Annotated in this window: 15 protein-coding genes, 1 tRNA gene and 2 pseudogenes; 9 read left to right on the top strand and 9 right to left on the bottom strand. The window is 65.0% G+C overall.

What is annotated here, in order from left to right:
- The first annotated feature begins 18 nt into the window (after nucleotides 1–18).
- Nucleotides 19–864, top strand: a complete 846-nt coding sequence (locus ACRQ5J_RS23645) for a PhzF family phenazine biosynthesis protein (protein WP_432380306.1) — start codon at nucleotides 19–21, stop codon at nucleotides 862–864.
- On the opposite strand, the gene ACRQ5J_RS23640 is transcribed toward ACRQ5J_RS23645, so the two are convergent.
- The 6 genes from ACRQ5J_RS23640 to ACRQ5J_RS23615 form a co-directional block, all read right to left on the bottom strand.
- Nucleotides 865–1,632, bottom strand: coding sequence for a substrate-binding periplasmic protein (locus ACRQ5J_RS23640; RefSeq protein WP_432380305.1), 768 nt, complete (start codon nucleotides 1,630–1,632; stop codon nucleotides 865–867). It lies immediately after the preceding gene.
- A gap of 75 nt (nucleotides 1,633–1,707) precedes the next feature.
- Entirely contained in the window at nucleotides 1,708–2,496 is a 789-nt protein-coding gene (locus ACRQ5J_RS23635; protein ID WP_432380303.1) for a substrate-binding periplasmic protein, read from the bottom strand.
- 97 nt (nucleotides 2,497–2,593) lie between these two features.
- Nucleotides 2,594–2,669: transfer RNA gene (locus ACRQ5J_RS23630), tRNA-Lys, on the bottom strand.
- Nucleotides 2,670–2,730: 61 nt separating this feature from the next.
- On the bottom strand, nucleotides 2,731–4,503 hold the full coding sequence (locus ACRQ5J_RS23625) for a GspE/PulE family protein (protein ID WP_432380301.1): 1,773 nt from the start codon (nucleotides 4,501–4,503) through the stop codon (nucleotides 2,731–2,733).
- Between the two features lie 24 nt (nucleotides 4,504–4,527).
- The gene (locus ACRQ5J_RS23620; RefSeq protein WP_432380299.1) at nucleotides 4,528–5,328 is read right to left on the bottom strand and encodes a spermidine synthase; all 801 of its coding nucleotides are present in this window, start codon (nucleotides 5,326–5,328) and stop codon (nucleotides 4,528–4,530) included.
- Nucleotides 5,329–5,421: 93 nt separating this feature from the next.
- Nucleotides 5,422–5,937: a glycine zipper 2TM domain-containing protein gene (locus ACRQ5J_RS23615; RefSeq protein WP_432380297.1), complete on the bottom strand. Its 516-nt coding sequence runs from the start codon at nucleotides 5,935–5,937 to the stop codon at nucleotides 5,422–5,424.
- 374 nt (nucleotides 5,938–6,311) lie between these two features.
- On the opposite strand from ACRQ5J_RS23615, the gene ACRQ5J_RS23610 reads away from it, so the two are divergent.
- From ACRQ5J_RS23610 to ACRQ5J_RS23590, 5 genes and pseudogenes are all read left to right on the top strand, one after another.
- Entirely contained in the window at nucleotides 6,312–6,752 is a 441-nt protein-coding gene (locus ACRQ5J_RS23610) for a barstar family protein (protein ID WP_432380296.1), read from the top strand.
- 113 nt (nucleotides 6,753–6,865) lie between these two features.
- Nucleotides 6,866–7,476, top strand: a pseudogene (gene purN / locus ACRQ5J_RS23605) (phosphoribosylglycinamide formyltransferase).
- Between the two features lie 19 nt (nucleotides 7,477–7,495).
- Nucleotides 7,496–8,785 carry an RsmB/NOP family class I SAM-dependent RNA methyltransferase gene (locus tag ACRQ5J_RS23600; protein WP_432380294.1) on the top strand — a complete coding sequence of 430 codons (1,290 nt, stop codon included), beginning with the start codon at nucleotides 7,496–7,498 and terminating at the stop codon, nucleotides 8,783–8,785.
- A gap of 69 nt (nucleotides 8,786–8,854) precedes the next feature.
- Nucleotides 8,855–10,201 (top strand): mechanosensitive ion channel family protein, encoded by a 1,347-nt coding sequence (locus ACRQ5J_RS23595; RefSeq protein WP_432380293.1) that lies wholly within the window; start codon nucleotides 8,855–8,857, stop codon nucleotides 10,199–10,201.
- A gap of 99 nt (nucleotides 10,202–10,300) precedes the next feature.
- Nucleotides 10,301–11,496, top strand: a pseudogene (locus ACRQ5J_RS23590) (DesA family fatty acid desaturase).
- A gap of 285 nt (nucleotides 11,497–11,781) precedes the next feature.
- On the opposite strand, the gene rpmG reads toward ACRQ5J_RS23590, so the two are convergent.
- The 3 genes from rpmG to radC form a co-directional block, all read right to left on the bottom strand.
- Nucleotides 11,782–11,949, bottom strand: a complete 168-nt coding sequence (gene rpmG, locus ACRQ5J_RS23585) for a 50S ribosomal protein L33 (RefSeq protein WP_005665735.1) — start codon at nucleotides 11,947–11,949, stop codon at nucleotides 11,782–11,784.
- 12 nt (nucleotides 11,950–11,961) lie between these two features.
- Nucleotides 11,962–12,198 carry a 50S ribosomal protein L28 gene (rpmB, locus tag ACRQ5J_RS23580; RefSeq protein WP_008451488.1) on the bottom strand — a complete coding sequence of 79 codons (237 nt, stop codon included), beginning with the start codon at nucleotides 12,196–12,198 and terminating at the stop codon, nucleotides 11,962–11,964.
- A gap of 162 nt (nucleotides 12,199–12,360) precedes the next feature.
- Nucleotides 12,361–13,035 (bottom strand): RadC family protein, encoded by a 675-nt coding sequence (gene radC / locus ACRQ5J_RS23575; protein ID WP_432380289.1) that lies wholly within the window; start codon nucleotides 13,033–13,035, stop codon nucleotides 12,361–12,363.
- A 112-nt stretch (nucleotides 13,036–13,147) separates the two neighbouring features.
- Between radC and ACRQ5J_RS23570 the strand changes: the two genes are divergently transcribed.
- The 3 genes from ACRQ5J_RS23570 (at nucleotide 13,148) to ACRQ5J_RS23560 (ending at nucleotide 15,746) form a co-directional block, all read left to right on the top strand.
- The gene (locus ACRQ5J_RS23570; RefSeq protein WP_432380288.1) at nucleotides 13,148–13,600 is read left to right on the top strand and encodes an FKBP-type peptidyl-prolyl cis-trans isomerase; all 453 of its coding nucleotides are present in this window, start codon (nucleotides 13,148–13,150) and stop codon (nucleotides 13,598–13,600) included.
- Between the two features lie 7 nt (nucleotides 13,601–13,607).
- On the top strand, nucleotides 13,608–14,573 hold the full coding sequence (gene ispH, locus ACRQ5J_RS23565) for a 4-hydroxy-3-methylbut-2-enyl diphosphate reductase (RefSeq protein WP_432380287.1): 966 nt from the start codon (nucleotides 13,608–13,610) through the stop codon (nucleotides 14,571–14,573).
- 243 nt (nucleotides 14,574–14,816) lie between these two features.
- Nucleotides 14,817–15,746: a branched-chain amino acid ABC transporter permease gene (locus ACRQ5J_RS23560; RefSeq protein WP_432380286.1), complete on the top strand. Its 930-nt coding sequence runs from the start codon at nucleotides 14,817–14,819 to the stop codon at nucleotides 15,744–15,746.

Here is a 15,746-nt window from a genome sequence, read left to right as displayed (position 1 = left end):
TTCCCAACTGGAGACAAGATGCAGACCATTACCAAGGTGCACAAAGTGGCGGCCTTCACGGCCGGCGAGCGCGGTGGCAATCCGGCCGGCGTGATGATACGCGCGGCCCTGCCGGAGGAGCCGGCGATGCAGCGCATCGCCGCCGAGATGGGCTACTCGGAAACGGTGTTTGCCGCGCCGCACGGCGACGGCTGGCGCGTGCGTTATTTTTCGCCGGACGGCGAGGTGCCGTTCTGCGGCCACGCGACGATCGCGCTGGGCGCGGTGCTGGCGCAGCAGAACGGCGACGGCATCTTTCCGCTGACCACCAACCACGCGCGCGTGACGGTCGAGGGCCGCGCCCACGCCAACGGCGCCCACGCGGCGCTGCAGTCGCCGGCCACGTCCAGCGCGCCAGCGGCGCCGGCGCTGGTGCGGGACGCGCTGGCGCTGTTCGGCTATACGCCGGCCGACCTCGACGACCGCATTCCGCCGGCCGTGGCCAACGGCGGCGCGCTGCACCTGGTGCTGGCGCTCAACAGCCGCGAGCGGCTGCGGGCGATGCGCTACGACCTGGCGCAGGGACGCGAGCTGATGCGCCGGCACGGCTTCGCCACCATCTCGCTGGTGTACGCCGAGACGCCGCAGCGCTTCCACGCGCGCAACGCCTTCGCCTCGGGCGGCGTCTACGAGGACCCGGCCACCGGCGCGGCGGCGGCCGCGCTGGCCGGCTATCTGCGCGACCTCGGCTGGCCGCACGGCGGCGCCATCGACATCATCCAGGGCGAGGACATGGGCGCGCCTTGCCACTTGCAAGTGCAGCTCGGCGACGAGCCGGGCAGCTCGATCCGCGTGGCTGGCCACGCGCGCCTGCTGGGCGACTGATCAATCCCACTTCTTCAGCATGCGGCGCAGCTCGCCAGCCTTGTCGAGCTGCTCGATCGCGCGCTGCACGCGCAGCCGCACGGCCGGATCGACGTGGGTGCCAAGCGCCATGTAGACATTGGTGGTGGCCATCACCGCCGGCAGGATCTTGACCTTGCCGGCCAGGCCGGCGCGGTCGATAAAGCCCTGGATGCCGGGCGCGCGGTGCAGGAAGAAGCGGCCGCGCCCGGACGCCAGCTTGTGCAGGTTGTCGGCCGGCGTGCTGGCGCTGGCGTCGATGCGCAGCCCGCCGATGCGCTCGAGCATGATCGGCGTGGTGTAGCCGCTGTTGGTCAGCAGCACGCCGTCGGCGCCCAGCTGGCGCACATCGTCCCAGCCGCGGATGACGGCCGGGTCGCCGGCGCGCGCGATCAGCTGGTAGCGCAGCTGGAACAGCGGCGGCTCAAGAAACACATAGTCGCGCGTGCGCTCGTCGGTGCGCAGCACCGCGCACAGCGCGTCGTGCTGGTGCGAGATCAGCTCGAAGTGGGCGCGCAGCAGCGGCAGCCAGGTCTGGTCGCCGACAAACTGGAGGCCCGGATCGACGCGCTCGATGGCGCGGTACAGGTCGACGCACAGGCCGACCACGCGGCCGATGCCGGCCGGGATGAACTTCGGTTCGGTGCCTTCCTGCGCCACCACCTTCAGCACCGTCGGCGCCGCCAGCGCGGGCGCGCCCAGCAGCGCCCCCAGCAGCGTCCATCCGCAGCGCCATCCCCGTAACCGCATCGCCACTCCCATCGCCTGTCGAAAGCGGCAGTATAAAACACGCGGCCGGCGCCGGGGACCGGCCGCGCCGGCGATTCAGTCCCATTTGCGCGTCAGGCGTTCCAGTTCGCCGTTCTTGGCCAGTTGCTCGAGCGCGGCGGCCAGGCGCGCGGCCACCTGGCTGTCGAGCTGCTTGCTGGTGGCGAAGTACAGCTTGGCGCTGTACATCACCGGCGGCAGGATCTTGACCTTGCCGGCGGTGCCGGTGCGTTCGAGCAGCTTTTGCAGGCCGGGACCGCGATGGAAGTACAGCCGGCCGCGGCCGGCGAGCAGCTTTTGCAGGTTCAGGTCCTGGCTGGTGGAGCTGGCGTCGACATCGATGCCGCCGATGGCGGCCAGGACGTCGCCGGCGGCGAAGCCGCGGTTGACCAGCACCACGTTGTCGGGCGCCAGCTTGCGCACGTCGTCCCAGCTGGCGATGCTGACCGGGTCGCCGGCGCGCGCCAGCAAGTGGTATTCGATGGCGTACAGCGCCGGGCCGATGAAGTTGAAGCGCCGCTCGCGCTCGCGGGTGCGCTGGACCGCGCACTGCACGTCCTCGACGCCGCTTTCCAGTTCCGAGTAAGCGCGCACCAGCGGCTTCCAGCGCTGGTCGCCGGCAAAGCGCAGGCCCGGATCGGCCTGTTCGACGGCGCGCATGATGTCGATGCACAGGCCGCTGATGCGGTCCTTGCCGGCGGCGATGAATTTCGGTTCGGTGCCTTCCTGCGCGGCGGTGCGCAGCAGGATGGTGGGGGAGGGCGCCGCCGCCAGCGACGGCGGGCAGGACGCGGCCAGCCACAACCACAGTGGCAGCGCCGCCCAGCAGGTGTGCTTTCCGCCCATAAGGCCCCCAAAGTCCGGCGCGGTGCGCGCATGGCCCCAGCTTACACGGATGAGGGACGAAAAAAGCTTCCGATCGGAAGCTTTTTCAGGAATTCGGTGGTAGGCCGTGCGGGATTCGAACCTGCGACCAACGGATTAAAAGTCCGCTGCTCTACCAGCTGAGCTAACGACCCCCGAAAGAGGCCGTATTATATACAGCCCGGCGCAAATTGCAAAGCTCTTTTTATGGCGTTTTTATTGCATGCCCAGCGCCGCCGTCACCTTCAGCACCTCGCCGGCTGTGGTGACGCCTTCCTGGATCTTTAGCGCGCCGGCGATGCGCAGCGGCCGCATGCCGTCGGCCATGCCCTGGCGGCGCAGCGCCTGGACGTCGGCGCGGGCGCGCAGCTGCGCGCTGAAGGCCTCGGTCACCGTCAGCAGCTCGTACAGGCCGGTGCGGCCGCGGTAGCCGGTCTGGCGGCATTCCGGGCAGCCGACCGGCTGGTACACCTGGGCCGGCCTGGCGAGCGGCGCGTCGCCGACCAGGCTGGCCCAGATGTCGTCGCTGAGCTCGCCGCCGTCGGTCTTGCAGTCCGGGCACAGCGTGCGCACCAGCCGCTGCGCCATGATGCCGGTCAGCGTCGCCTCCAGCAGGTAGTGCGGCACGCCCAGCTCCAGCAGCCGCATGACGGCCGACGGCGCGTCGTTGGTGTGCAGCGTCGACAGCACCAGGTGGCCGGTCAGCGCCGCCTGGATCGCCATCTCGGCCGTGGCCAGGTCGCGCACCTCGCCGACCATGATGATGTCCGGGTCCTGGCGCATCAGCGCGCGCACGCCGTCGGCAAACGATAGCTCGATGCCCGGCTGCACCTGCATCTGGTTGAAGGCCGGCTCGACCATCTCGATCGGGTCCTCCACCGTGCAGACGTTGACCTCGGACGTGGCCAGCGCCTTGAGCGTGGTGTACAAGGTGGTGGTCTTGCCCGAGCCGGTCGGGCCGGTGACCAGGATGATGCCGTGCGGGCGCCGCGTCAGCGCGTCCCAGCGCGCGGCGTCGTCCGTGGGGAAGCCCAGCTCGGGCAGCGTCTTGACCACCACGTCCGGGTCGAAGATGCGCATCACCAGCTTTTCGCCGAACGCCGTCGGCAAGGTCGACAGGCGCAGCTCGACCTCCTGGCCGCCGGCGGTGCGGGTCTTGATGCGGCCGTCCTGCGGCCGGCGCTTCTCGATCACGTCCATCCGTCCGAGCAGCTTGATGCGCGCGGTCATGGCGATCATCACCACCGCCGGCACCTGGTAGACCTGGTGCAGCACGCCGTCGATGCGGAAGCGGATCGCCCCCATGTCGCGCTTGGGTTCGAGGTGGATGTCGGAGGCGCGCTGCTCGAACGCGTACTGCCACAGCCAGTCGACGATGTTGATCACGTGCTGGTCGTTGGCGTCGACCTGCTGGTTGCTCTTGCCCAGCTCGACCAGCTGCTCGAAGTTGTTGCGCAAGGCCAGGTCGTGGCGGTTGGACTTGTTGGCCTTCTTGATCGACTTGGCCAGGCTGAAGAACTGGGTGATGTACTGCGCGATATCGAGCGGGTTGGCGATCACGCGGCGCACCGCGCGGCGCGCCACCTTGGCGATCTCGGCCTCCCACTCCTGCGCATAGGGATCGGCGGTGGCCACCACCAGCGTGTCGGCCGTCATCTCGACCGGCAGGATGTTGAAGCGGGCGGCGTAGTTGGCCGACATCACGTCGGCCACCTTGGTGAAATCGATCTTCAGCGGATCGATGCGGATGAACGGCAGGCCGGCGCGCGCGGCCAGCCATTCGCACAGCGCGTCCAGCGTCAGCAGCCGGTGCGGCGGCTGCGCCGACAGCAGCTTGGCGTGCGCCACCGCGCACAGCGGGTGCATATAGCCGCTGGTGTTCTTCAGGATGGCGTGGCTCTGCGCGTACAGCTGCTTGACGTCGGCCTTGCGTATCATGCCGTCGGCCAGCAGCCAGGTGTAAATCTGTTGCAGATCGAGCGCTGTCATCGTCAGGCCACCTTTCAGCGGAACTTATGCGGTCAGTATGCCCTTGACCCAGGATTTGGCCGGCAGCTTGGTGTCAGCCACGATTTGCGCGGCGCGCGCCGCCAGCGCCGCCGGATCGATGTCGCGCGCGCGCCGGAAGGCGATCGCCACCACGTTACCATCATGTACCTGCGGCAGGCAAATCACCTGCGCAAAGGCGAACCGGATGGCCTTCAGATTGCGCGCGTAGCTCGGGTGGTCGCCGAACAGGTTGACCGTCATCACGCCGTCCTCGCTCAGGCAGGCGTTGCAGGCCTGGTAGAACTCCGCCGTGTCGAGCACCGGGCCGCGCGCGGTGGCGTCGTACAGGTCGACCTGCAGCGCGTCGAGCGTGCCGGCGTTGGCCTTGTCGTTGACGAACAGCAGCGCGTCCTGTTCCCGCACCTGCAGCCGGGCGTCGTTCGGCGGCAGCTTGAACATCGACTCGCAGATGTGTATGACCGACGGATTGAGTTCCACCGCCGTCACCTGCGCCTGCGGGAAGGTGGCGTAGCAGAACTTGGTCAGCGCGCCGGTGCCCAGGCCCAGCTGGGCGATGTGGCGCGGCTGGTCGAGCCACAGCATCCAGCTCATCATCTGCTGCGCGTATTCGAGCTCCGGCCAGTTCGGCTTGCGGATGCGCATCGCGCCCTGCACCCATTCGGTGCCGAAATGCAGGTAGCGCACGCCATCGAATTCCGACAGCGTCACCGGCGCGTACTTTGGCTTGCGCGCCGGCTTGGCCGCCGCGGCCGCGGCCGGACGGGAGGATTCTTCTTTTTCGATGGATTTACGTTTGATTAACATGGGGGAGGTCGCGCACGGAGTGAAACGGCATTATCTGAAAACAACAATGCCGGCGCAAGGCCGGCATTCAGGCGGGAGGAGGGCGGCTGCCGATCAACGCTGCATCGGCTCGACCACCACGCGCAGGCGCACGCGCTCGCCCGGGTCGTAGGACATGATGCTGGTGTAGTTGCGGCCGCGGTAATCGTAGGTCACCTCGTAGCCCGAGGTGCGCGACTCCCAGTGGTCGACGGTGCGGCACTGCTTGACGGCCTGCTCCTGCACGCCGCCGCTGTTCGGGGTGTTGGCGTTGTCGACGCGGTCGCCGACCAGCGCGCCGGCGATGGCGCCGGCCGCGGTGGCCACCGAACGGCCGCTGCCGCCGCCGATCTGGTTGCCGGCCAGGCCGCCGACGATGCCGCCCAGGATGGCGCCGCCGACGCCGCGCTCAGGCGCCGGCTGCTGCACCTGCACGTACTCGGTGCGGCATTCCTGGCGCGGCCGGTTGATTTGCTCGGTTTGCGGCGTCACCCGCACCACGCGGCCGTAATCCTCGAAGTCGGCGGCGTGCGCGAACGGCAGGGCGCTCAGGCACAGGGCCGACGCGATCAGTTTCACTTGCAGGTTCATTTTGATACCTCGTTTTGGTTCAGGGTGTCTATCAGGGGAATTCTGATATTGCATGAATCGTATGGTAATCCTGCGGCACCGCCGCCGCTAGTGGCCGGCCGGTATCTGTGGCAACAAATTGTAACAACGGGCACCGTCCGGGCCGGCCGGATCGGGAATTGTGCCGATTTAACCCCTAAATTCCCGCAAAAAACTTCTGTTTTTAACAAATATTGCGTTGGATATCATATACGTGTTGATCTGGAAGGAACAACACGTTACCCTAATACGCGTATGGGAATCGATGGCCGGCACCGACCTGCAGGCCATTCTAGTGGACAGGTGCTCAAATTATTTATTCATTAATTCACAAGTTAGGCACTCCCGACAACAAAGTGGATACACCGTACACGCCAGGTCAAATCGAGGGAGACGAAAGCCTGCTGGCCAGCGTGCCGGCCAACCTTGTGCAGTCGATCCGCGCCTTCCGCGTGGGCGAACTGCAGGAGGAGGCGGCCCGTTTGGGCCAGCACTTCCTGTATGCGCACTGCATCGCCGGCGCGACCAAGCAGCAGGTGCTGGGCATCATCGCGGAGTCGTTCCAGTTCCCCAAAGGGGTGGGCAAGAATTTCGACGGGCTGCGCGCGACGCTGACCGACACCATGTGGCAGGCCGCCGGCACCCACACCGGCTTCCTGGTGGTGCTGGAACAGCTGCCGAACGCCCAGAAATTTGACAAGGAAGCACGGGAAACGCTGTTGGATGTGTTCCGCGACGCGGCCGACTTCTGGGCCGACAAACACGTGCCGTTCCGGGTGTTTTACTCGTTCGAGTAGGCCGCCCGGCGCCGCGCGGGCGCGCCGCTGCGCCCGGCGCGCCTCTGCTGCGCCGCAACAATTCCTGCCCCGGCAGTGGCCCTGCGCCTGTGGACGAGGTACAATGCCGGGTTATGAAAAACATCGTCATCCTGATTTCTGGTCGCGGCAGCAATATGGAAGCCATCGTCCACGCGCTGCAGGCGGAGCGCTGGCCGGCGCGCGTGGCCGCCGTCATCAGCAACCGGGCTGACGCCGCCGGACTGGACTTTGCGGCCGGGCAGGGATCGCCACGGCTGTCGTCCGCAACCAGGATTACGCCAGCCGGGCCGAGTTCGACGCCGCGCTGCAGGCCGTGATCGACGGCTATGCGCCCGATCTGGTGGTGCTGGCCGGCTTCATGCGCATCCTGACCGACGGCTTTGTCGCGCACTACGCCGGCCGCATGCTCAACATCCATCCGTCGCTGCTGCCGCTGTTCCCCGGGCTGGCGACGCATGCGCAGGCGCTGGCTGCCGGCGTGGCGGAGCATGGCGCGACGGTGCATTTCGTGACGGCCGAACTCGACCACGGGCCACTGGTGTTGCAGGCTGCCGTGCCGGTGTTGCCGGGCGATACGGTCGAAACGCTGTCGGCCCGCGTGCTGGAACAGGAACATGCCATTTATCCGCGCGCGGTGCGCTGGTTTGTCGAAGACAGGTTGACGCTGGCGCAGGGCCGGGTCCAGGTGGACCACAGTAAGTAACAACTAACCAAGGAATTCCATGAGATTGCCTCCAGCGATACTCGCCAACGCCGAAGAAGTGTTGCGCGAGATTTTGCGCTTTGCCGCGCCGGCCGACACCACCCTGTCGCGCTATTTCAAAGATCACCCGCGCCTGGGCGGCCGCGAGCGCGGCGCCATCGCCGAGTCCGTGTACAACGTGCTGCGCAACAAGAACTTCTACACCGACTTCTCCGAGCAGGGCGGCGGCGCCACCATGCGCCGGCTGACGCTGCTGGGCATGAGCGACGCCGTCGGCCTGGAAGCGCTGGGCGGCGTCTCGGAAGACGAGGCCGCCTGGGTCACGCGCATCATGGACATCGACCGCACGCTGATGCACAAGTCGAGCCGCTCGAATATGCCGCTGTGGCTGTTCGAGAAGCTGGTGGCGCAGTACGGCGAAGCGGAAACGCTGGAGCTGGCCGACAGCCTCAACAAGCCGGCGCCGCTCGACCTGCGCGTCAACACGCTCAAGGCCAACCGCGAGGACGTCATCGCCAAGCTGGCCGAGGCGCCGATCAAGGCCGAGCCGACGCCGTTCGCGCCGCAGGGCCTGCGCATCAAGACCAAGCCGCAGCTGCAAAACCTGCCGCTGTTCAAGGACGGCCACATCGAGGTGCAGGACGAGGGCAGTCAGATCCTGTCGGCGCTGGTCGCGGCCAAGCGCGGCGAGATGGTGGTCGACTTCTGCGCCGGCGCCGGCGGCAAGACGCTGTCGCTGGGCGCGGCCATGCGCAACACCGGCCGCCTGTACGCGTTTGACGTGTCCGAGAAGCGCCTGACCAAGCTCAAGCCGCGCCCGGCGCGCAGCGGCCTGTCGAACGTCCATCCGGTGGTGATCGCCCACGAGCGCGACGCCAAGATCAAGCGCCTGGCCGGCAAGATCGACCGCGTGCTGGTCGACGCCCCATGCTCGGGCCTGGGCACCCTGCGCCGCAATCCGGACGTCAAGTGGCGCCAGAAGCCGGACGCCGTGGCCGAACTGCAAGTCAAGCAGGCGGCGATCCTGGACGGCGCCGCGCGCCTGGTCAAGGGCGGCGGCCGCCTGGTGTACGCCACCTGCTCGGTGCTGGACGACGAGAACGACTTCATCGCCAAGCAATTCCTCGAAACCCATCCGGACTTCACGCTGGTGCCGATGCACCAGGCGCTGGCCGAGCAGAAGATCGCGCTGGAGATGGGCGACTACCTGAAGCTGCTGCCGCACAAGCACCAGACCGACGGCTTCTTTGCCGCCGTGTTCGAACGCAAGCCGATGGCCAAGCCGGCCAAGGAAGCGGAACAGGAGTAACGCGGCAGGCCGGGGATTCCGGCCTGTTTGCCGTTACGCTGCGCGTCTCACCACTGAATCAGAAAGCCCATGGCACGACAACAACCCCTGCTCAACCTGATCGACGATTTGATCGAAGGCGATATCCACGACGTCAGCCTGATGTGGCAGCTAGGCGCCATCCTGCTGTCGGTGGCGCTCGGCTTCGGCCTGGCCCGGCTGCTGAAGAAGCGCTTCGGCCGCGCCCGCGAGGAGCAGGCGGGGGTGCTGGGCTTTGGCGTCGAGAGCTTCGGCCGGGTGATGGCGCCGCTGATGGTGGTCGGCCTGCTGTTCCTGTCGCGCCTGCTGCTGGTCAGGTACCACATCCACGTCAACCTGGTGCTGGTGGCGATGCCGATCTTCGGCTCGCTGGCGGTGATCCGCTTCACCTTCTACCTGCTGCGGCGCGTGTTCGCGCGCAACGGCCGCACCATCAGCCCGACCATGCTGGCGTTCGAGAAGGTGTTCCAGCTGCTGGTGTGGCTGTCGTTCGTGCTGTACGTGACCGGGCTGTGGGTGGACGTGTTCGCCTTCATGGAGAACACCGTGCTGCCGATCGGCAAGTACAAGGTGTCGGTCGCCGACATCCTGCAGGCGACGCTGTCGGTGATCGTGCTGCTGATGCTGGCGCTGTGGGCCGGCGCGGCGCTGGAAGAATCGCTGATGAAGGTGCAGGGCATGCACACCAACCTGCGGGTGGTGGTGTCGCGCACGGCGCGCGCGGTGCTGATCCTGGTGGCTGTGCTGATGAGCCTGTCGCTGGTGGGGATCGACCTGACCGTGCTGTCGGTGTTCGGCGGCGCGCTTGGCGTCGGCCTCGGCCTGGGCTTGCAAAAGATCGCCAGCAACTATGTGTCGGGCTTCGTGATCCTGCTGGACCGCTCGCTGACCATCGGCGACATGATCACGGTCGACAAGTACAGCGGCAAGGTCACCCAGATCAATACCCGCTACACGGTGCTGCAAAGCCTGGACGGCATGGAATCGATCGTGCCGAACGAGATGCTGGTGTCGGGCGCGGTGCAGAACTCGTCGCTGTCGAACAGCCTGGTCAATATTTCCACCAAGGTCTCGGTAGCCTACGATACCGATGTCGATGCCGTCATCGCGCTGCTGACCGAGGCCGCGCTGACGGTCGAGCGGGTGCTGAAGGACAAGCCGCCGTCGGTCAACCTGACCAATTTCGGCGCCGACGGCCTGGAATTGTCGGTCAGCTTCTGGATCAACGATCCCGAGAACGGCCGCGGCGGCGTCACCTCCGACGTCAACCGTGCGATCTGGCGCGCGCTCAAGCAAAACCACATCTCGGTGCCGTTCCCGCAGCGCGAGATGCGCATCCTGGGGCCGGTGCCGGCCGCGCTGGCGGAGCAGGAAAGCACGACCGTGCCTAAAGAATAGTCAGGGCGGCGACGGCAAATCGTCGTACAATATCGTCCAAAAGTCGGACACGGCGGGCGGCGCACGCCTGTAAAAAACACAATCTTGGTTGGAGTGGTAATGGATTTATATGCAGTACTGGATTTCCTGGCGAACGGCATCACCCGTTTCACCGGTTGGCAAGTTTTCTTTTACACGATGGTGGTTACCCACATCACCATCGCGGCGGTGACGATTTACCTGCACCGCTGCCAGGCCCACCGCGCGCTGGACCTGCATCCGATCGTCAGCCATTTCTTCCGTTTCTGGCTGTGGCTGACCACCGGCCGGTGACCAAGGAGTGGGCCTCGATCCACCGCAAGCACCACGCCAAGTGCGATACCGAGGAAGACCCGCACAGCCCGGTCACGCGCGGCATCAAGAAAGTGTTCTGGGAAGGCGCCGAACTGTACCGCGCTGAATCGAAGAACAAGGAAACCATGGAGAAGTACGGCCACGGCACGCCGGACGACTGGATCGAGCGCAATGTCTACACCAAGCACAGCGCGCTGGGCGTGGCGTCGCTGCTGGTGATCAACGTCGCGCTGTTCGGCGTGATCGGCATCACCGTGTGGGCGGTGCAGATGTTGTGGATACCGGTCACCGCCGCCGGCATCATCAACGGCATCGGCCACTACTGGGGCTACCGCAACTACGACTGCTCGGACGCGGCCACCAACATCATCCCGTTCGGCCTGCTGATCGGCGGCGAAGAGCTGCACAACAATCACCACACTTTTGCCACCTCGGCCAAGCTGTCGTCGAAATGGTACGAGTTCGACATCGGCTGGGGCTATATCCGTGCGCTGGAAATGGTGGGCCTGGCGAAAGTGAAGAAACGCGCGCCGGCACCAAAGTTCGCCAAGGGCAAGACCGAAGCCGACTTCGACACGCTGCAATCGGTGATCGCCAACCGCTACGACGTCATGGCCAAGTACGCCAAGTCGATCAAGAGCGCCTGGAAGGAAGAGCTGGAACACCTGAAGGACAAGGCGCAGCTCGAAGCGCGCTTCCTCAAGTCGTCGCGCAAGCTGCTGCAGCGCGAGCCGGGCAAGCTGGAGGCGCCGCAACAGCAGCAGCTGTCGGAGCTGTTCCAGCACAGCAAGGCGCTGGAAACCATGCACAATATGCGCGTGGAGCTGGGCGTGATCTGGGAGCGTTCGCACTTCACCCGCGACCAGCTGCTGCACAAGCTGCAAGACTGGTGCAACCGCGCGGAAGCGTCGGGCATCAAGTCGCTGCAGGACTTCTCGCTGCGGCTGCGCAGCTACGCGTAACAAACAATGGCCCTGCGGGGCCATTTTCTTGCCCGTTCTCCTACAGGCGCGCATGGCGCCGGCCTATATCGGCGCCGCGCCGCGCGGCCTAAGCTGGTGATTCACTCTGGAACGGAGAACACCATGCCGGCGACAGCGCCGGCGCCGGCACAGCGACGGCAACCGGCGCCAATCCCGGCGCCACCGACACCCGGCCGCCGCCGCCATCCGACGGCAACACCAATATCCGGCGCTGAATAAAAAAAGCCACTCGATGAGTGGCTTTTTGCAAGAAGCGCAGATCGATTACTTGATCTTGGTTTCTTTGTAGATCACGTGCTTGCGTGCTTTAGGATCAAACTTGGTGATCTCCATTTTGGCAGGCATCGTGCGCTTGTTTTTGGTGGTGGTGTAGAAGTGACCCGTGCCTGCGGTCGATTCCAGCTTGATTTTGTCGCGGCCAGTTTTCGCCATGATAACTCCCTATTAGACTTTTTCGCCGCGCGCGCGCATGTCGGCCAGGACGGCATCGATGCCGACCTTGTCGATTACACGCAGACCAGCGTTGGACAGACGCAGGGAGACCCAGCGGTTTTCAGATTCAACAAAAATACGACGGTTCTGCAGGTTAGGCAGGAAACGACGTTTGGTTTTGTTGTTTGCGTGGGAAACATTGTTGCCGACCATCGGCTTCTTCCCAGTAACTTGGCAAACACGTGCCATAACGCACTCCTTAAAAGACATTCCACAATTGGAAAAACGAGAGTATATCCAAAAAAATCAGGTTTTTCAATCACTTACGAAAAACAATTGTGTCTCGATTGAATGGAAAAATTTAACAATTGTGATTCCGCTCGTAAACCCTTGAGCGCATAGGGGTAAAACCTAGAGCTGGCCATGCTCGGCGAACGAGTGAACCTGATGTCCGGCCACCACAAAGTGGTCGAGGATGCGGATATCGACCAGCGCCAGCGCCTGCATCAGCGCGCGCGTCAGCAGCAGGTCGGATTCGCTGGGATCGGGCGTGCCGGACGGGTGGTTGTGGGCCAGCATGACGCTGGCCGCGTTGCGCGCCAGCGCTTCCTTGACCACCTCGCGCGGATACACGGCCGTGTGGGTCAAGGTGCCGCGAAACATTTCCTTGGCGTCGATCAGGCGGTTTTTGACGTCGAGGAACAGCACGTGGAACGATTCGAAGGGCTTGCCGGCGAACGCCGTGCGCAGGTATTGCTTCACCGCGCGCGGCGAACCGAGCATGCAGCCGGCCGCGACTTCCTCCAGCAGGGCGCGCCGGGCCAGCTCCATCACCGCCTGCAACTGGGCGAACTTGGCCGGGCCCAGCCCGTGCACCTCGGCGAACTCCGCCAGCGTGGCGCCGAACAGCCGTTGCAGCGATCCAAAATGGTGCATCATGTCCTGCCCGAGCTGCACGGCGTCCTTGCCGGCCACGCCGATGCGCAGGAAGATGGCCAGCAGCTCGGCGTCCGACAGCGCCTGCGCGCCCTCGCGTATGAGCCGCTCGCGCGGGCGTTTTTCCTGCGGCCAGTCGATGATCGCCATGATGATCCCCTTGAAATCAGCAATTACTTTGCATCAGCGGCAGCCGGAGAAGGCGAGCAGGATCAAAGGTGGCTTACAATATGGCCTTTCTCTGTCCAACAAAGCTGAAGTCATGTCTAACGAGCAACCTGTTGTCACCGCGTCGTCCTACCTCACCCTGAATTACCGTCTGGCCTCGCTGGATGGCAACGATATTGTCACCACCTTTGGCGCCACGCCGGCCACGTTGCTGATGGGCCAGGGCCAGCTGGCGCCGGTGCTGGAAGAATTGCTGATCGGCCTGCCTGAAGGCACGCACAAGACCTTCGACCTGGAACCGGGCGTCGGCTTCGGCCCGCGCAACCCGGAGCTGATCCGCGAGGTCAGCCGCGCCACGCTGGACCAGAACTCGGCGCCGGACGCTGACTACAAGATCGGCGACCTGGTCGATTTCGCCGCGCCGGGCGGCGGCCGCTTTGCCGGCATCCTGCGCGAGCTGGGCGAGGAAACCTGCTTGTTCGACTTCAACCATCCGCTGGCGGGCCAGCCGCTGAAGTTCGAAGTTCAACTGATTTCGGTGCTGTGAGGATTACATGAGCGATAAAGAACTCCTGTTGGCCCAGCCGCGCGGCTTTTGCGCCGGCGTCGACCGCGCCATCGAAATCGTCGAGCGCGCGTTGCAGCAGTTTGGCGCGCCGATCTATGTGCGCCATGAAATCGTCCACAACGCCTATGTGGTGGCCGACCTGCGCGCCAAGGGCGCGATCTTCATCGAGGAACTCAGTGAAGTCCCGCCGGGCAACACGCTGGTGTTTTCGGCGCACGGCGTGTCGAAGGCGGTGCGCGCCGAGGCCGATGCGCGCGGCTTCAGCATCTTCGACGCCACCTGCCCGCTGGTGACCAAGGTGCACGTGGAGGTGGCCAAGATGCGCAAGCAGGGCTGCGAGATCATCATGATCGGCCACGACGGCCACCCGGAAGTCGAGGGCACGATGGGCCAGACCGAGGAGGGCATGTACCTGGTCGAGACGGTCGAGGACGTGGCCAGGCTGCAGGTGAGCAAGCCGGAGCAACTGGCGTATGTGTCGCAGACCACGCTGTCGGTGGACGATACCGCCGACATCATCGCCGCGCTGAAGGCCAGGTACCCGGCCATCATCGAGCCAAAGAAGGGCGACATCTGCTACGCCACCACCAACCGCCAGGAGGCCGTGAAATTCATGGCGCCGCAGGTGGAAGTGGTGATCGTGGTCGGCAGCCCGAACAGCTCCAACTCGAACCGCCTGCGCGAAGTGGCGGAAAAGAAGGGGACGCCGGCCTTCATGGTCGACAACGCCCGGCAGATCCAGCCCGAGTGGCTCGAAGGCAAGCTGCGCGTCGGCGTCACCGCCGGCGCCTCGGCGCCCGAGGTGCTGGTGCAGGCCGTCATCGACCGGCTCAAGGAGCTGGGCGTGCGCAGCGTGCGGCCGCTGGACGGCGTCGAGGAGAACGTCACCTTCCCGCTGCCCAAAGGCCTGGACGGCGGACAAAAAAACGCACCAATCGAGGGCGCCCTCTGATCCATTTGCCGCGGAGCGGAATATAATTCAGCTCCGCCAACGGTATTCCGGCGTTAGTTTTCCGGAATGTTCGTTATTATTGGCCTCGCTCTAAAAAGTTGTCGTTTCGGCTTAATTATCCGGAGCGATGGAGACACCGATCAGGCATGGAACTTGCAACGTGATTGTGTAGTCAACGGCGGCACTACGGGGACACCCGGGTGCCGTTTTTGTTACATGACCGCGCATAACAAAGGGCAAAACATGGATACGTTTATCCAACAAATCATTAACGGGCTGGTGCTGGGCAGCATGTACGCGCTGGTGGCGCTGGGCTACACCATGGTGTATGGCGTGCTGAATCTGATTAACTTCGCCCATGGCGATGTGCTGATGATCGGCGCCATGACCGGCATGACCATTCTTAACCTGCTGAACCAGTACGCGCCGGAGTTGCCGGGCTATATCAAGCTGGCCATCGCCATCGGCGGTGCGATTCCGGTCTGCATCATCGTCAATGTGGTGATCGAGCGCGTCGCCTACCGCCGCCTGCGCAATGCGCCGCGGCTGGCGCCGCTGATCACGGCGATCGGCATCTCGACGCTGCTCAATGTGTTCGCCATGATGATCTGGGAGCGCAACCCGCTACCGTTCCCGCAAATGCTGCCGAGCGATCCGGTGCTGATCGGCGGCGCGGTGATCACGCCGACGCAGATCCTGCTGCTGGCGCTGGCGCTGGTGTCGATGGCCGGCCTGGTGCTGCTGGTGGAAAAAACCAAGATGGGCCGCGCCATGCGGGCGACCGCGGAAAACCCGCGCGTTGCCGGCCTGATGGGCGTGGACTCGAATATGGTCATCGTGGTCACGTTCGCGCTGGGCGCGGCGCTGGCCGCGGTCGCCGGCGTGATGTGGGGCGCCAACTACGCCACCGTGCAGTTCAGCATGGGCTTCCTGCCGGGCCTGAAGGCCTTCTGCGCGGCGGTGCTGGGCGGCATCGGCAATATCTACGGCGCCATGGTCGGCGGCATCGCGCTGGGCATCATCGAAAGCCTGGGCGCCGGCTACCTGGCCGATGTGACCGGCGGCTTTCTCGGCAGCCATTACCAGGACATTTTCGCCTTCGTGGTGCTGATCCTGGTGCTGACGGTGCGGCCGTCCGGCATCATGGGCGAGCGCGTGGCGGACCGGGCTTAA

This window comes from Duganella sp. P38 (genome assembly GCF_050859475.1).
GTDB lineage: Bacteria > Pseudomonadota > Gammaproteobacteria > Burkholderiales > Burkholderiaceae_D > Rugamonas.
This window is presented reverse-complemented; position numbering and strand designations above follow the sequence as displayed.

Bases quoted from the DNA above. Each gene is read 5' to 3' on its own strand.
- ACRQ5J_RS23645 (WP_432380306.1), top strand. From the start codon at position 19: ATGCAGACCATTACCAAGGTGCACAAAGTGGCGGCCTTCACGGCCGGC.
- ACRQ5J_RS23640 (WP_432380305.1), bottom strand. From the start codon at position 1,632: ATGCGGTTACGGGGATGGCGCTGCGGATGGACGCTGCTGGGGGCGCTG.
- ACRQ5J_RS23635 (WP_432380303.1), bottom strand. From the start codon at position 2,496: ATGGGCGGAAAGCACACCTGCTGGGCGGCGCTGCCACTGTGGTTGTGG.
- ACRQ5J_RS23625 (WP_432380301.1), bottom strand. From the start codon at position 4,503: ATGACAGCGCTCGATCTGCAACAGATTTACACCTGGCTGCTGGCCGAC.
- ACRQ5J_RS23620 (WP_432380299.1), bottom strand. From the start codon at position 5,328: ATGTTAATCAAACGTAAATCCATCGAAAAAGAAGAATCCTCCCGTCCG.
- ACRQ5J_RS23615 (WP_432380297.1), bottom strand. From the start codon at position 5,937: ATGAACCTGCAAGTGAAACTGATCGCGTCGGCCCTGTGCCTGAGCGCC.
- ACRQ5J_RS23600 (WP_432380294.1), top strand. From the start codon at position 7,496: ATGAGATTGCCTCCAGCGATACTCGCCAACGCCGAAGAAGTGTTGCGC.
- ACRQ5J_RS23595 (WP_432380293.1), top strand. From the start codon at position 8,855: ATGGCACGACAACAACCCCTGCTCAACCTGATCGACGATTTGATCGAA.
- rpmG (WP_005665735.1), bottom strand. From the start codon at position 11,949: ATGGCGAAAACTGGCCGCGACAAAATCAAGCTGGAATCGACCGCAGGC.
- rpmB (WP_008451488.1), bottom strand. From the start codon at position 12,198: ATGGCACGTGTTTGCCAAGTTACTGGGAAGAAGCCGATGGTCGGCAAC.
- radC (WP_432380289.1), bottom strand. From the start codon at position 13,035: ATGGCGATCATCGACTGGCCGCAGGAAAAACGCCCGCGCGAGCGGCTC.
- ACRQ5J_RS23570 (WP_432380288.1), top strand. From the start codon at position 13,148: ATGTCTAACGAGCAACCTGTTGTCACCGCGTCGTCCTACCTCACCCTG.
- ispH (WP_432380287.1), top strand. From the start codon at position 13,608: ATGAGCGATAAAGAACTCCTGTTGGCCCAGCCGCGCGGCTTTTGCGCC.
- ACRQ5J_RS23560 (WP_432380286.1), top strand. From the start codon at position 14,817: ATGGATACGTTTATCCAACAAATCATTAACGGGCTGGTGCTGGGCAGC.